This is a genomic window from Algoriphagus pacificus (genome assembly GCF_017254845.1).
GTDB classification, from domain to species: Bacteria; Bacteroidota; Bacteroidia; order Cytophagales; family Cyclobacteriaceae; genus Algoriphagus; species Algoriphagus pacificus.
Map to the genome: position 1 here is coordinate 164,074 of NZ_JAFKCU010000007.1, position 14,478 is coordinate 178,551.

13 protein-coding genes and 1 tRNA gene are annotated in these 14,478 nt (G+C 39.2%); 10 read left to right on the forward strand and 4 right to left on the reverse strand.

Annotated features, from left to right (window positions below):
• The first annotated feature begins 31 nt into the window (after positions 1–31).
• The 3 genes from J0A69_RS20550 to J0A69_RS20560 all read left to right on the forward strand — a co-directional run bounded on the left by J0A69_RS20550 (position 32) and on the right by J0A69_RS20560 (position 1,276).
• A complete protein-coding gene (locus J0A69_RS20550; protein ID WP_206588509.1) occupies positions 32–802 on the forward strand; it encodes an SAM hydrolase/SAM-dependent halogenase family protein in 771 nt (256 codons plus the stop codon).
• A 3-nt stretch (positions 803–805) separates the two neighbouring features.
• Positions 806–1,105 (forward strand): putative quinol monooxygenase, encoded by a 300-nt coding sequence (locus J0A69_RS20555; protein ID WP_206588510.1) that lies wholly within the window; start codon positions 806–808, stop codon positions 1,103–1,105.
• Positions 1,106–1,194: 89 nt separating this feature from the next.
• Positions 1,195–1,276, forward strand: a tRNA-Leu gene (locus J0A69_RS20560).
• Positions 1,277–1,344: 68 nt separating this feature from the next.
• Here the strand turns inward: J0A69_RS20560 and J0A69_RS20565 are convergent.
• The 3 genes from J0A69_RS20565 to J0A69_RS20575 form a co-directional block, all read right to left on the reverse strand.
• Positions 1,345–2,085, reverse strand: coding sequence for a hypothetical protein (locus J0A69_RS20565; protein WP_206588511.1), 741 nt, complete (start codon positions 2,083–2,085; stop codon positions 1,345–1,347).
• Positions 2,086–2,222: 137 nt separating this feature from the next.
• Entirely contained in the window at positions 2,223–4,745 is a 2,523-nt protein-coding gene (locus J0A69_RS20570) for an ABC transporter permease (RefSeq protein ID WP_206588512.1), read from the reverse strand.
• A complete protein-coding gene (locus J0A69_RS20575; protein WP_206588513.1) occupies positions 4,738–5,415 on the reverse strand; it encodes an ABC transporter ATP-binding protein in 678 nt (225 codons plus the stop codon). Before J0A69_RS20575 ends, J0A69_RS20570 begins: the two co-directional genes overlap by 8 nt.
• Before the next feature lie 268 nt (positions 5,416–5,683).
• On the opposite strand from J0A69_RS20575, the gene J0A69_RS20580 reads away from it, so the two are divergent.
• The 7 genes from J0A69_RS20580 to J0A69_RS20610 all read left to right on the forward strand — a co-directional run bounded on the left by J0A69_RS20580 (position 5,684) and on the right by J0A69_RS20610 (position 13,786).
• Positions 5,684–6,361 (forward strand): arylesterase, encoded by a 678-nt coding sequence (locus tag J0A69_RS20580; protein WP_206588514.1) that lies wholly within the window; start codon positions 5,684–5,686, stop codon positions 6,359–6,361.
• Positions 6,362–6,490: 129 nt separating this feature from the next.
• A complete protein-coding gene (locus J0A69_RS20585) occupies positions 6,491–8,233 on the forward strand; it encodes a GMC family oxidoreductase (RefSeq protein ID WP_206588515.1) in 1,743 nt (580 codons plus the stop codon).
• 3 nt (positions 8,234–8,236) lie between these two features.
• Entirely contained in the window at positions 8,237–8,944 is a 708-nt protein-coding gene (locus J0A69_RS20590) for a gluconate 2-dehydrogenase subunit 3 family protein (RefSeq protein ID WP_206588516.1), read from the forward strand.
• 89 nt (positions 8,945–9,033) lie between these two features.
• On the forward strand, positions 9,034–10,224 hold the full coding sequence (locus J0A69_RS20595; RefSeq protein ID WP_206588517.1) for a hypothetical protein: 1,191 nt from the start codon (positions 9,034–9,036) through the stop codon (positions 10,222–10,224).
• Positions 10,225–10,347: 123 nt separating this feature from the next.
• Positions 10,348–11,487, forward strand: coding sequence for a hypothetical protein (locus J0A69_RS20600; RefSeq protein WP_206588518.1), 1,140 nt, complete (start codon positions 10,348–10,350; stop codon positions 11,485–11,487).
• A complete protein-coding gene (locus tag J0A69_RS20605; protein WP_206588519.1) occupies positions 11,484–12,632 on the forward strand; it encodes a hypothetical protein in 1,149 nt (382 codons plus the stop codon). Before J0A69_RS20600 ends, J0A69_RS20605 begins: the two co-directional genes overlap by 4 nt.
• Entirely contained in the window at positions 12,629–13,786 is a 1,158-nt protein-coding gene (locus tag J0A69_RS20610; protein ID WP_206588520.1) for a hypothetical protein, read from the forward strand. Before J0A69_RS20605 ends, J0A69_RS20610 begins: the two co-directional genes overlap by 4 nt.
• Before the next feature lie 52 nt (positions 13,787–13,838).
• On the opposite strand, the gene J0A69_RS20615 is transcribed toward J0A69_RS20610, so the two are convergent.
• Positions 13,839–14,432 carry a porin family protein gene (locus J0A69_RS20615; protein WP_206588521.1) on the reverse strand — a complete coding sequence of 198 codons (594 nt, stop codon included), beginning with the start codon at positions 14,430–14,432 and terminating at the stop codon, positions 13,839–13,841.
• Positions 14,433–14,478 lie beyond the last annotated feature (46 nt).

A 14,478-nucleotide genomic window follows, 5' to 3' on the forward strand; every position in this document is an offset into this window, starting at 1 on the left:
AAAAGTACACAATTTTAATTGACATGCTCCTATGGCTTTGGTGACATTCCTCTCAGATTTTGGGGACAAAGATTATTACGTACCTGCTGTAAAAGCAAAAATGCTTGCGGTCAACCCGCAGCTAAACATCATTGATATTTCTCATTCGATTGATACGTTTGACATCGCGCACGCGGCTTTTATTTTGAGATCAACTTTTAGGGAATTCCCAAAAGGAACCGTTCATTTGGTTGCAATCAATACCACTGGCGCTTTGACACAGGGATACATCGGTATCAAACTCGAAGAACATATTTTCCTTGGCCCAAACAATGGCATTTTGAGCTTATTGGCCGATCATGATCCAGGAATCATGGTGCAGTTTGCAGATATTCATTTGAAAGACACCACCTTCCCTGCCAAAGACATTTTGGCTCCTATCGCTGCCAAAGTTGCAAGTGGAGCAGCTATCCATGATTTCGGCGGGCCGTTGACCAACTTCAGGAAACTGATGTCAAGACAGGCGAAAGCCACCCGTGAACAGATTTTAGGGCATGTAGTTCGTGTAGATCGCTACGGCAATTTGATCACCAATATCCGAAGGGATGTTTTTGAAAAATTGAATCCCGGCAAGTTTACCATCGAATTTGGAAGAGAAATGGTCGACAAACTTGATTTAGGTTATGACCAGGTCGAGCCGGGTGACTGTTTTGCTTTTTTCAATAGCATGGATTTGATGGAAATTGGAATCAATCATGGACATGGAGCGAATCTATTGGGATTGAAATATGACTCAGTGGTTTTTGTAAACTTCAATCCCTAAGCCATGTTAATCAGGATCGTGAGGATGACATTTCGGGAAGAAAAAGTAGCAGCTTTTCTAGCCAACTTTGAAAATCATAAGAAATCCATCCGAAATTTTCCTGGCTGTGAGCATTTAGAGCTCTGGCAAGACGAAAATCAAAAAAATATTTTCACCACTTACAGTCATTGGAAAAGCGAAACAGCCCTAAACCAATACCGTGATTCTGAGCTTTTTAAATCTGTCTGGGCTTTTACAAAAGCACTGTTTGAAGAAAAACCGATTGCCTTCAGCTCAAAAATTTTAGAGGAAGTGCAAAAATGAGTTTGTAGAAAAAAAATTCTTTACTCATATTTGCATCCCGTTACGCAAGTGACGGAGCCAAGTCAGATGAAAGATCAGACTTACCGAATGCCCAGGTGGCGGAATCGGTAGACGCGTTGGTCTCAAACACCAATGCCTTCGGGCGTGCCGGTTCGACTCCGGCCCTGGGTACACAAAACCCCTTCGGATGTGAATTTGAAGGGGTTTTTGAATTTTTTGGCAAACCACTGGCAAACATTTCAGAAAATCATCTTTCTGTGATCCGAAGAAATCAAAAAATCGTCGGGTAAACTTTGACAAAACCCTGATTTGAAAAGGTTGATTGCAAAATCTTTATTATCTAAGAAAGTTGCTGAATAGACCAAGATTGCCTTCTCTCCTTCGCTCAATTGATTTTCAAGGTATTTGAGCCTACTTTCAAGCTTTCCTCTTTCTGCTATTTCTAGTAGTGGATAAACCATTCTCAGGAAAGTTTCATATTGTCCCGTCGCCTTGTTAAATGAACTTGTCGTTAAATGCGCCTTCAAAGAATCCTTGAAAGCTTTTGGGTCTGAAATATTAAACTCTTGATTTTTCGAATCGTTTTTTACTGAGCTTTTAACATTTGCCCAATATGAATCAAAGGCTTTGGAACCTGATTTTTTATCCCATGTATAAGTAACCTTAGCTCTAAATTCATTCCAAAGGTTTAGATACTCCGAAAACTCTTTAGATGCTTCGTCTCGATCAAGCCTTTCCCTCTGATTATCCAATTGTCTCTGCTGACCAAGAAAAGTTAGATATACATATATAAAGCCCACCAATGCTGCCAAAGGTCCTGCGATACCACCAACATAAATCGCATAATCAATTGAGCCAAAACAAAAATTACTAGGAAGAAAAACTGGAACTAAAAAAACTGCAACGATAATTCCCAATAAAACCCAGGAGATTGATTTTAACAATCTTTCCTGGCCAGACAATTTCACCTCTTTTTCCATGGTTCAAAATAACCATTTCTTTCAAGTTTGAATAATAGAAACGGATACATAAACCAACTAGTAATCCAAATAAAATAGGCCCACATTCCTGCGGGCCTTCCATTATTTTAGGATTCTCATTTTTGCTTTCTGACTTTTTAATTTCCTCTTAAAATCTCCATTGGAGGCTGATTGATGATTTTTCGTCCATTCAGCCATCCTAACACAATTGTCAAAAGGGTTATCGCCAGATACAAACTCAAAGCTTCTAGCCAAGCTCCCCTAAACGGAATATTAAACAAAAACTCGCTCAAAAGGTATGTGGCAGCAAAGGACAAAACTATCCCTGACAAGGAGGCAAGACTTCCTAAGAAGAAGTATTCCAGTGTATTGATTTTGCTCACTATGGATGAGCTGGCCCCCAAGGTTCGCAGCAAAATACTTTCCCGCATTCGTTGGTATTTAGATATGATCAAGGAACTGATTAATACCAATACGCCGGTTGCAATACTGAAAAAGGCCATAAACTGAATCACAAAGCTGATTTTACCCAGAATCTCTTCCAGTGTAGCCACAATAGTACCTAAATTGATTATCGAAATATTCGGAAATGTCCGGACGATTTCTGCCTGAACATCTGCTGCTTCCCGGTCATTTTTTGTCTTCGTAATCAGCACATGAAATTTAGGTGCCTGCTCCAAAACCCCATTAGGAAACAAAACCAAGAAATTGGTAGAAACCTGGTTAAATTTCACATCTCTGAAACTCCCTACATAGGTTTTGATCGGTCTTCCTTGTACGTTAAACTCGATTTCATCCCCTATTTTAATTCCATTCCCTTCTCCAAAACCTTTTTCGAAAGAGACGAAAATACTATCTCCTCTGGCACCCAGAGGTATCAACTCTCCTGCTGTAAGCGTTTCAGAGGAAATTAAAGTATCCCGATAAGTGACCCTAAATTCCCGATTGTACAACCAACGGGAATAATCCTCTTCATCAGGCAATTCTTCATTCTCTTGTTTATCAATCCCATTTATTTCACTCAGATTCATAGTCACAATTGGCACCTCCTGCATAATTGGAAGTCCACGCGATTCAATTTTCTCTTTAACATCTCCCAGCTGGGCTGTTTGGATATCAAACATCAGCATGTTTGGCTGGTCTTCTTTATCAGCAAACTTAGCTTCTTGCAGGAGCTGGTTTTGAAGAAAGAACAAAGTACTGATCATGGCTGTACCAAGTCCGATCGTAGCAATCAGAGAAACTGTTTGGTTGTTTGGCCGATACAGATTTGCCAAGGATTGTCGTAGCGTGTATTCGAAAGAAATCGGCAGAAATTTGCGGACCGACCACATGATGAGCTGACCAACTCCCCAAAGGATTCCAAAAGCAAAAACCACAAAAGCAGTGAATCCCAAGGCCATGGTCCATTGATTCAGCAGGTAAAAACTAAATCCGAAAATAAAGCCCAAAATCCCCACGATGACCAACCAGCGCAAAGGATCCTTTAGCATAGTTGAATCTGCAGTCTCTGGTCTCAGAGTAGCCATTGGAGAAACATTTCTCACTTTCAACAGCGGCAACAAAGCAAAAAGAACGGCTACAAAAAGCCCTGTAATAACTCCAAAACCTACAGAAAGCCAAGAAATCCCGAAACTCACCTCGACAGGAAGGAAATCAGCAAAAACTGCAGGAAGAACAAACTGTAAAAGTGTACCTAAAAACGCTCCTAATATTGCCCCGACCAAGCCCATGATTTTGATCTCAGTCAGATAAATTAATAATACGTCTCTCGAAGAAACTCCAAGACATCGGAGCACAGCGACTGAAGCCAGCTTTTCTTTCACAAACACATTCACTGCACTGGCAACACCTACACAGCCTAAAAGCAAAGCGATGAATGCTACCAAACTTAGGAAGTTGGACAAATTCGCAAAAGATCTACCAGTAGAACGCTTTCTATCCTCCACAGTATCCGCATCCACCCGATCTATTTCCCATTGATCTTCAAATGGCTTGATTAGCTCCTCGACATTGGTCCCCGGCTCAAACTGATAGTAATTATTGTAATTCACTCTACTTCCGTACTGAACCAATCCAGTTTCTTCCAAATAAGCCATTGGAATATAGACAGCAGGTGCTACTGTAGCGGTAATTCCCGTTTGGCCTGGAACCTGCTGTAGCTCACCCACAACGGTAAAAACCACCTCTCCCACTTTTATTTCATCACCTACTGCTGCATTGAATTGGGCTAAAAGCGTTTTTTCTACCAAAGCTTTTTTACCGCCGCTTCTAAAATCTGCATCGCCCGAGACAGGAATGGTTTCCAATGTTCCATAAAAAGGGAAGTCTCCCTCCAAAGCACGCACTTGAGTCAATCTGCTGGCACCAGTTTTTGGATAGGCGACCATGGAAGCAAAGTTTACTTCATTGGCCTTCATAATAGCCATAGTATCAAGCGCCTGATCACCTAGAGGCTGATTGTTTTCCAATACCAAATCAGCACCAAGCAATTCCTTAGCCTGACTATCTATATCTTTTGTCAGGTTTTCACCGAAACTACTGATCGCAACCAAAGCTGCAATTCCAACCACGATAGAGGAAACAAATAGTAAAAGCCGGGAAATGTTTTTGCGGAAGTCCCGCAAAGCCATTTTAAAAATCCATTTAAAATCAGGCATTTGCATCCTCCTGTATTTTTCCTCCTTTGATATGTATGATACGCTGGGTTTTCGCAGCAAGCTCTAGATCGTGGGTAACCAAAACCAGTGTTGTGCCCTGCTCTTTGTTCAGATCAAAAATCAATTTTTCGATCATCTCTCCAGTTTCCGTATCCAAATTGCCCGTTGGCTCGTCAGCAAAAAGTATTTTGGGTTCATTTGCAAAAGCTCTCGCAATAGAAACCCGCTGCTGTTCTCCACCTGAAAGTTGTGTTGGGTAATGTGTTGATCGATTCCCTAGGCCAACTTTTTCCAATAATTCCTGCGCCTTTTGTCTTGCATCTTTTCTTTTCTTCAATTCAAGCGGAACCATCACATTTTCCAATGCAGTCAAGGTAGGCAGCAACTGAAAGTTCTGAAAAATGAATCCCACATGTTGATTTCTTACAGAAGCTCTTTGATCTTCAGTTAGAGATTGTAGGTTTTCACCATTGAGACTTACATGGCCTGTTGAAGCCGAATCCAGGCCGGCACAAAGTCCAAGAAGTGTGGTTTTTCCGCTTCCAGATGGTCCTACTATTGAGATTGTTTCGCCTGCGTCGATGCTGAAATTCACATCATCCAGGACAGTAAGTTTCCTGGAACCGCTTTGATAGGTTTTGCTAAGATTATTGATAGCTAGTATGCTCATGGAAAAGAATAAATGGGTGAAGTAATGAAAGTACTACGTTAGAGAACAGGCTTTGTTGGAATTCGGTTATTTTTAGAAGAAAATAAAAGGGAAAATCGAAAAACAAGTCTGGTTTTCTGAATTTGCAGTTTAAATTAAAACGTGTTTCAACTCAGGAAAATAATAAATCTATTCTAAAGAGTTGTTGCTTCAAGATAAATTGAAGTATTCCTGACCTTAGGAAACCATTTCACTCGAAATTCCTTTTAAAGAGAAAAGAATTTAACCTATGCATCAATATATCTCCAAGTTTATACCCGCTGCTTTCCTTTTACTTTGCTTTTATGCCTGCGGAAATCCAGAAACTAAGACCGAGACAATCGTAGAAAGTGAAACTACTGAGACTCCAACAGAAGAAAAGAAGATCATTCTATTCTTTGGAAACAGTCTGACAGCTGGATATGGAATCGAACAGGACCTTGCATTTCCTGGATTGGTTCAGGACAGATTGGATAGCTTAGGCAAAGATTATAAAGTTATCAATGGAGGCCTGAGCGGAGAAACGACTGCTGGTGGAGTCAGCAGAATAGACTGGTTTCTTGAAGATGAGCCAGCCATTTTTGTGTTAGAACTCGGAGGAAATGATGGCCTTAGAGGTATTCAATTGAGTGAAACCAAAAAGAACCTTGAAACCATTATTGACAAAGTTCGGACGAAGTATCCTGAAACTAAAATCATTCTTGCCGGAATGCAGATCCCACCAAACATGGGAACTGACTATACTCAGGAATTTCAAGCCATTTACCCTGCCGTTGCATCAGAAAAAAACGTGGAACTGATTCCATTTTTATTACAAAATGTGGGAGGAATTCAGGAACTCAATTTACCCGACGGCATTCACCCAACTGAAGCTGGGCATAAGCTTGTTTTGGAGAACGTCTGGGAGCATTTAAAAGATGATGTCTGAACCGAGTAAAATTTCAGATCAACCCATCAAATTCACCGTTCAATAAAAATTTCTCAATCATTCTTGGCCTGTGATTTCATTTTCGAAAAAATTGGGGTAATTTTTAAACTTCATTAAAAATTTTCAAAAATGAGTTTTCAGATAAAATCATCCGGAGACACCTATGATGTCATAATTGTAGGTTCCGGAGCAGGTGGGGGCATGGCTTCCAAAGTCCTTTCTGAAGCCGGTCTTTCCGTTGCTGTAGTAGAAGCTGGAGGAGATTTTGACCCGGCGAAAGACGAAGACAGAACACAACTTCGTCCACCATGGGAATCTCCTAGAAGAGGTGCAGGAACCAGAATCCGTCCGTTTGGAGATTTTGACGCGGCTATCGGTGGATGGGATATCGAAGGTGAACCATATACCCGTAAAAACGGGACTAGATTTGACTGGTTTAGGTCTAGAATGGTCGGAGGAAGAACGAACCACTGGGGTAGAATTTCTTTGAGATTCGGTCCTAATGATTTTAAAAGAGCAAGTATTGACGGAATGGGTGATGATTGGCCAATCGGCTATGATGATCTGAAGCCTTATTACGATCGAGTAGATAAATTAATCGGTGTCTTTGGTTCAAAAGAAGGCATCTACAATGAACCGGATGGATTTTTCCTTCCTCCTCCAAAGCCAAGATTGCATGAGCTATTCATGAAAAAAGGTGCGGATAAGGCAGGGATTCCTATGATTCCAGGTCGACTTTCCATGTTGACCAGGCCTATCAATAATGACCGTGGTGTTTGCTTCTTCTGTAACCAATGTAACAGAGCTTGCCAGGTTTATGCTGATTTCTCTGCCGGAACATGTTTGGTTCATCCAGCCATGAAGAAAGGTAAAGTTGATCTTTACACTCATTCAATGGTAAGAAAAGTAACCACCAATGATGAAGGTAAAGCAACAGGGGTCTCTTTCGTCAGCAAAATTGACATGAAAGAATACAAGCTGAAATCCAGAGTAGTTGTTTTGGGAGCTTCAGCCTGTGAATCCGCCAGAATCATGATGAATTCCAAATCCAAATCCCATCCAAATGGAATCGGTGGAGATTCGGATGCTTTGGGAAGATACCTTCACGATTCAACTGGTGCTGATAGAATGGGTATTTTACCGGATCTATTTGATAGAGAAAGATACAATGAAGATGGAGTTGGTGGTATGCACATGTATACTCCTTGGTGGGGAGATAATAAAAAACTTGACTTTGCCAGAGGATACCACATCGAGTATTGGGGTGGTATGGGCCAACCATCTTATGGAGCTGGCGGTGGCATGGACACCATGAGAAAATACCTCAAAGACGAGTTTGGAAGTCCAAGTCCTAACGGAGGTTATGGAGAAGGATTGAAAAAAGATGTTCGAAGAATCTACGGATCCACTTTGGGTATGTCAGGTAGAGGAGAGAGTATTCCTCGCCATGACAACTATTGTGAAATAGATCCAAATACGGTTGATAAATATGGTATTCCTGTACTAAGATTCAATTACACTTGGAGTGATGAAGAATTGAAGCAGGCAAAGCATATGCATGATACCTTTGAAGAGATCTTGACCAATGCAGGTGCGATTCTTTTAGGATCTAAGCCAGGACCAGAATCTGAATATGGACTTCATGCACCAGGTAGAATCATCCACGAAGTAGGTACAACCCGAATGGGAAATAACCCTAAAACTTCTGTTGTGAACTCTAATTGCCAAGCGCATGATTGCGACAATTTGTTTGTAGTGGATGCAGGACCATTTGTTTCCCAAGCGGATAAAAATCCAACTTGGACTATTTTGGCTCTAAGCTGGAGAACTTCCGATTACATTGTGGATCAGTTAAAACAGAAAAATATCTAAGCCATGAATAGAAGAGAAAATCTAAAATTACTCTTTACCGGATCGGTTGGGACTGGATTATTACTAGCGGGTTGCTCCCCAGAAGAGCAGGCATTGCCAGAAAACGCACTTCTTGCTGGAGGCACCAAAGGGTATAGAACTGATGAAGAAAGACAAAGAGATCAGGAATTGCTATCTGAAACTTTCTTTACGGAAGATGAACGCAAAAAATTGGATGTCTTGGTAGATATCATCATGCCAAAGGATTCGGAATCTCCTTCAGCTACTGAAGTAGAGGTGCCGGCTTTTATGGAATTCATCATGAAAGACATGCCGAATTATCAAACTCCAATGCGAGGTGGTTTGATGTGGCTAGATTATGAAGCAGATGAAAAATTCGGAAAGCCTTTTCTTGAATTGAGTAAAGACCAAGTGATAGAAATCGTTGAATTGGTAGCTTGGCCGGATAAAGCGGATCCAGCTTATGAAGGAGGAGTGAGATGGTTTAACATGTTGAGAAATCTAACTTGCTCTGGCTATTTCTCTACAGAAGCCGGCTGGAAATATCTTGGCTATAAAGGGAACCAACCTAATGTTTGGGATGGGGTTCCTCAGGAAGTTATGGACAAGCATGGCTTTACTTTGCCTGAAAAATATGTGCCGATTTACCTCAAGCCGGAGGACCGAGGCGTAGTAGCCCAATGGGACGATGAAGGCAACCTGATAGGTTAATAAATATGAAACTCAGTCGAAAGGCTGAGTTTTTTTATTGACTTCCCGATAAAACTTCTAATTTCATAATTGACTAACTATTATCTATAATGAAACTTCGATTTTTCTTTTTACTCCTTTTATCAATTCTTATTTATTCCTGTAGTAGCCCCGAAGAAAAGTCTCAAAGCATAGAATCAGTTGATCTCACTTTGCAATTAACAGATTCCTTGGATCTGGATTTTCTAGGAGCTCCCATTTTGGCATCTACAAATCCGAAAGGAAGTAGGTTTGCTTTTTATGATTCCCCTTCTGGTAAGATCATCATTTCAGATGATGAGGGAAATATCTTGGATACTTTATCAAAGAAGGGAGACACACCAGATGCTTATGGATTCATGATTGATTTACCTGTCATTTGGGAAGATGAAAAGCTAATACAGGTAGGGATGAATGGTATTTTTATCTATGATGAAGATGGTGAGATGCTAAAAAAGATTAATCATCCAGAAGATATGGGTGGAGCAGCTTTTATGTATATGACCGGAAAAACTTCAAAGATCACCGAGATAAACGGCACACCTTATTTTTTAATGAATTCGATCCGAACAAGGGATACTTATGCAGGGGAACAGAAATTTTATGACACCTACAAAGCAATCGAATTGGTAAATCTGGAAACAGGGGAAAGCAATGATTTTATTCCTTTTGAAGAAGGCAGTAGATTCTTGGACGGGAAAGGTTATATCCAAAGTGATTACTTACCCGCTTATGCGGAAAGCAAAGGAAAACTTTTTATCTCCCACGGAGGAGAACCGAAAGTTTGGGTTTATGATTTTTCACCAGACTCCGCAGTCTTGGACACAGCTATTGCTTTGAATATCCCTCAATTTATTCCTATTGAAGGATCAGACCGAAAGGAGTTTTCAAAAGGCAGTTATTCTGTCAGGGGAGGTATGGCAGCTATTCGAAACATATTTGTCCAAAACGGAAAAATAATTGTTTCATATTATCCCGGAATAGACCCTTTGGAGATGGAAAAAGCTCAAAAATTATGGGAGGCAGGAGATGAAGAAGCGGCTTCAGCTTTTTACACCAAACTTCAGGAAAAGTCTCCTCCTGGCATATTGATTTTTGATGAAGGTAGCTTGGAATTCTTAACTCAACTTGATTACCCAGAAAAAACAAGTAATGGGGGCTTTATAGTGGATAAGGAATACATTTATTTTCAAAGAGCTCCAGATCCAGATGTGGAGGAAGATTTTTTAAGGATCTACAAAATGAAACTGGTTGAAGAATGAAGAGGGTATTCAAATCTCGCAGGTCAATGGATTCATAACTTGAACATAGAAAAGGCCTAATAACTATAATCCAGAAATTGAACGAGACCAAGTCACTTTTTATAAATTAAAATTAGTTCAGAAATGAAATACCAAAATCTTCTCTTTTTAACCATTGCATTTTTAATCTTCTCTTGTTCCACTTCTGAAAATAAAACTGAATCAGAATCTATCGAATCCAACGAATGGGAATTGGTTATTTTGGATTCTATTCAAGTTAATTATCTGGGGACTGTTGATGGAGGAGACTTTAATAATGGGGCCGGAGTTATTTTCAATTTCAAAGAAAACAAACTGATCAAATTTGATGAGTCTGGAAAAATACTTTTTGAGGAAAGCTACCCTAAGGAAGGTCCAGGTAAGGTTCAATACCCCACACAAATCAAAATCCTAGATGACGGATCTATCATTGCTGCGAGTTTCGTAGGCTGGCTGTATGAGATGAATGAGGATCTGACTTTCAAGAGAGAAATCAAACTTGAATTCCCTACTGAAGCTAAGGACGGAGGAGGATTATTAAAGAACCTAGACTTTTGGAATGGAAAAATCATTTCCTTCTACCCAGGAAGAGATGGGGCAAATCCATATGATCCACATTTTTTTAGAGATCATTTTTTATTGGAAAAAATCGATCCAGAAACAGAGACATCGGAACCAATGATTAGAATCCCCAGCACCTCGAGGTATTCCACTGATAAGTATTATGAGCGTCCATTCCTTCAGTTTGTAATTCTGAAAAACCACTTATACCTAACCCTGGAAAATGAGCCCATGGTTCATGTTTATGATCTATCCCAAAACAACAAGTATTTACATACTTTCAACTTTGAGCCCACAAAATTTCTTGATAATGGCGAACATTCAAAAGCTTATGAATATATCTCTTTTTCTAAAATGAGAGATGGAAGTATTCAGCAATTTTTCCCAACTGAGGAAGGGATCTTTGTATTTTATACAGAAGGGATTTCTGAAGACATGTATCAGCAAAATGATTTAAAAGATCCTGAAAACTTCCCTCTCCATAAGAAATTTCAAAGGCAAATAATCAAAATCATAAATCCAGACTCTACACTCTCTAATGAAATAGATGTCCCTTATTCAATAGTTAGGATATTAAACATCACCACTCTTTCTAAACCATTCTACGCCCTTCGAAACGACGAATACATCGGAGAAGAGCAAGAATATATCACTTTTTACAAACTTCAATTGAAAAGAAAATGATCAGAAAATATTTACTTCTTGGTTTTCTAGTTTCAGTTTTCTCCTGCTCTTCTTCTGAAACCAAAAACGAAAATACAGAAGGACTTTCCAATGAATGGGATTTAATGATTCTGGATTCAATTCAAGTGGATTATTTGGGGGACATAAATCTACTCGCCGTCCACCCAGAAGGAACCCACTTCCTTTTTGGTTCTAGCGATGACAACAAACTTATCTTAACAGATAATAAAGGGGAAATCACCAGCATTTTTGACGAACCAACCGACTCTCCAAAATCCGTTGGTCAATTCACTTCAGCTGCTACATTTTTTGGGGATGAAATTGTGGCGATGGGTATGAATAAGCTAGTTGTCTATGATTTGGATTTCCAGTTTATCAAAAGTGAAAAGACACCAAAAATAGGCAGAAGCATGTATTACATTGGCTTTGATTTTTTAAAGCCTATCAGCATCAATGGAAAAGAACAGCTTTTGTCTTTTAATGGAGGGCCTAAAAATGAAATCCCTTCCAATCAGCCCGAATACTATCAAGAGTATAATACATTTGAATTGATTGATTTAGATGAAAACTCTTTTACTCCTGTAGTTCCATTTCATCCCAGAAGTAGATTTTTATCCGGCGAAGCATTTGATTTCTTACGCCCAAATTTTCAAGTAGATGGTAGTACAGTATATTTTGCCTACACCAATGATTCGTTGCTTTATTCTTACGATTTGGCTTTAGGCGATGAATCTTTTGAGGCCATAAACATCCCTTTTGATAAGTTCTTATTGAACCCAGGGTATCAAATGAAGGGGCAAATGGATTATGAAACTCCTCAAGGTCAGGAAGGAGGAATCTGGGGATTATTCCTTTCTCAGGAAAATGTTTTGATTACATATAATTCAGGAATTGAGTTGGAAAATATGCCCAATTTGAATCAGGACAGAGAACTGGTGATTAAGGAAATGGGGAGATTAAATCCTATGAAATGGATTGTGATGGATGAAAAAGGAAATTTCAGTGCTCCAAAACTGACAGATGATAAATACAGCTTATCAAGAACTGATTCCCAAGGATTTCTTTGGGCTAAACAAAACAAATACATTTTAGAATCGGAGCCAGAATTTGAGGTTTTCTATAAATTACAACTAGTTCAAAAATGAAATTCAAAACCAACTTAATTATTGCATTCGCAGCCATTTATTCTTTTTCTTGTTCCGAGGAAAAAGAGGCTGAAAAGTCCTCCACTCCCCTCTCGGCTCAGAATTTAGAATTTGAAATATATGATTCTTTGGTGGTGGATTACCTTGGAAATTTGATGTTATTGGACATTAGTCCTGACAAGCAAAACTTTCTTTTAATGGACCAGTCAAATGGAGAAATCTTGATTACGGATCCAAATGGAAACATCCTTCACCAATATAATAGAAGTGGAGAAGGACCAGAAGATTACAATGGTGGGCGTAGCGGAAATGTAGTTTTTCTTACAAATGAAGAATTTCTTATACCTACCACTCGTGAGATTATCCAATATGACCTGGAAGGAAATTTGATTCGAAGGCTAAAACCGGAATTCCAGGGATTTGCAAATTTGATAATCTCCTTTTCTAAAGCAGTCATTAAAAATGGAGACAATTTATACCTTAAAATTCAGGGAAGACATCCAGACAGTGGTGATTTAAATACCTATACCAATCTAGAAAAAGTAAATATCAACACTGGAGAATATGAGCCTATTGTTCCTTTTCCAAAAACTTCCAAGTTTTTAGTCCCAGAATCAGAATTTCAGGCATTTGACTATCACCCTACTTTTGAAGTTGAAGGAGATTCTCTCTATATCATTTTTAGGAATGAGCCAGTTTTGTATAGTTATTCCTTAAATGATTTATCCAGTCCTGCCTATTCAAAAAAAATCACTTTCAATGAATTTATTGAGCGAAACACAGATGCTAAATCTGATCCAGGATCATTTTCTATTAGAGATTTTCTTGTTGGCTCGATTAATAATATTGATAAGATGGATGATGGTAATTTCCTGATTTATTATACCTCTGGCTTAACTGATGATGAATTTAAAGAAGCTGAATCCAATGTAGATGGTGATTTCAATCAGATTTTTAAAAACGCGGATGAATTCAATACTGTGGGCTATGTAATCTTTGACGGAACTTCAGTTAGCCCCATAATTGAGAAAAATGATCTGTTAAGCACGATAGGGAAATTTGTTTCAACTGATGAAATCTGGTTTAATCTAAATTTCTCAGAAGTAGAGAATGACTATTCAGTGATTTACAAGACAAGATTGGTTGAGGAATAAAAAAATGCCTTTTGAATTCATTTTCAAAAGGCATTTATCTTTCTAATTGATTTTAAAACAATCGGAATCCAAGTGACAATACCCATTGGTTAAGCCGATGGTCCGTTTCAAAAGAGCCTACATTGTCAGAAATATTCCCAAGTGAACTTTCATACTTGGCATCGATAATCAAGTTACCAATATCCAATCCCAGTCCAGCCTGATAGCCAATCGTGGATTTTTTAAAGTCGGCATCTCTAACATCATCTCCAGCGTCTTTCAGCTCCGAGTCAACATTGAAACTTGCGATGGGGCCGGCTTGAAGTCGCAATAAATTAAACAACTTAAATCCCACCATGACCGGAACATCCAGTCTATTGAAAGAAGATTCATACTCACTGTAAGGCTGGGATCCCATTTGATCAAAAGAGAATCTGGCTTTAGTTTGAGTATAAAGGATTTCAGGTTGGACAAAGAAGCCACCTAAGCCCACGCGGCCAAAAAGACCAACATGGTAGCCAAATCTTGCATCTCCAGATTCAAAATTCTCTTTTGACAGATCTAGTTTGGCTTGGCTGATCCCCACTTTGGGACCGATGGAGAAATCTTGAGAATACCCCACAAGGGCAAAACTCAAAAAGGCGAGGGTAAAAAGGATCTTTTTCATAGTAGCTGAAATTGGTTTAGTTTTCTCTTAACGAAAGAATTTTAAA

Coding starts and splice junctions, on each gene's coding strand:
- J0A69_RS20550 (WP_206588509.1), top strand. CDS start 32: ATGGCTTTGGTGACATTCCTCTCAGATTTTGGGGACAAAGATTATTAC.
- J0A69_RS20555 (WP_206588510.1), top strand. CDS start 806: ATGTTAATCAGGATCGTGAGGATGACATTTCGGGAAGAAAAAGTAGCA.
- J0A69_RS20565 (WP_206588511.1), bottom strand. CDS start 2,085: ATGGAAAAAGAGGTGAAATTGTCTGGCCAGGAAAGATTGTTAAAATCA.
- J0A69_RS20570 (WP_206588512.1), bottom strand. CDS start 4,745: ATGCCTGATTTTAAATGGATTTTTAAAATGGCTTTGCGGGACTTCCGC.
- J0A69_RS20575 (WP_206588513.1), bottom strand. CDS start 5,415: ATGAGCATACTAGCTATCAATAATCTTAGCAAAACCTATCAAAGCGGT.
- J0A69_RS20580 (WP_206588514.1), top strand. CDS start 5,684: ATGCATCAATATATCTCCAAGTTTATACCCGCTGCTTTCCTTTTACTT.
- J0A69_RS20585 (WP_206588515.1), top strand. CDS start 6,491: ATGAGTTTTCAGATAAAATCATCCGGAGACACCTATGATGTCATAATT.
- J0A69_RS20590 (WP_206588516.1), top strand. CDS start 8,237: ATGAATAGAAGAGAAAATCTAAAATTACTCTTTACCGGATCGGTTGGG.
- J0A69_RS20595 (WP_206588517.1), top strand. CDS start 9,034: ATGAAACTTCGATTTTTCTTTTTACTCCTTTTATCAATTCTTATTTAT.
- J0A69_RS20600 (WP_206588518.1), top strand. CDS start 10,348: ATGAAATACCAAAATCTTCTCTTTTTAACCATTGCATTTTTAATCTTC.
- J0A69_RS20605 (WP_206588519.1), top strand. CDS start 11,484: ATGATCAGAAAATATTTACTTCTTGGTTTTCTAGTTTCAGTTTTCTCC.
- J0A69_RS20610 (WP_206588520.1), top strand. CDS start 12,629: ATGAAATTCAAAACCAACTTAATTATTGCATTCGCAGCCATTTATTCT.
- J0A69_RS20615 (WP_206588521.1), bottom strand. CDS start 14,432: ATGAAAAAGATCCTTTTTACCCTCGCCTTTTTGAGTTTTGCCCTTGTG.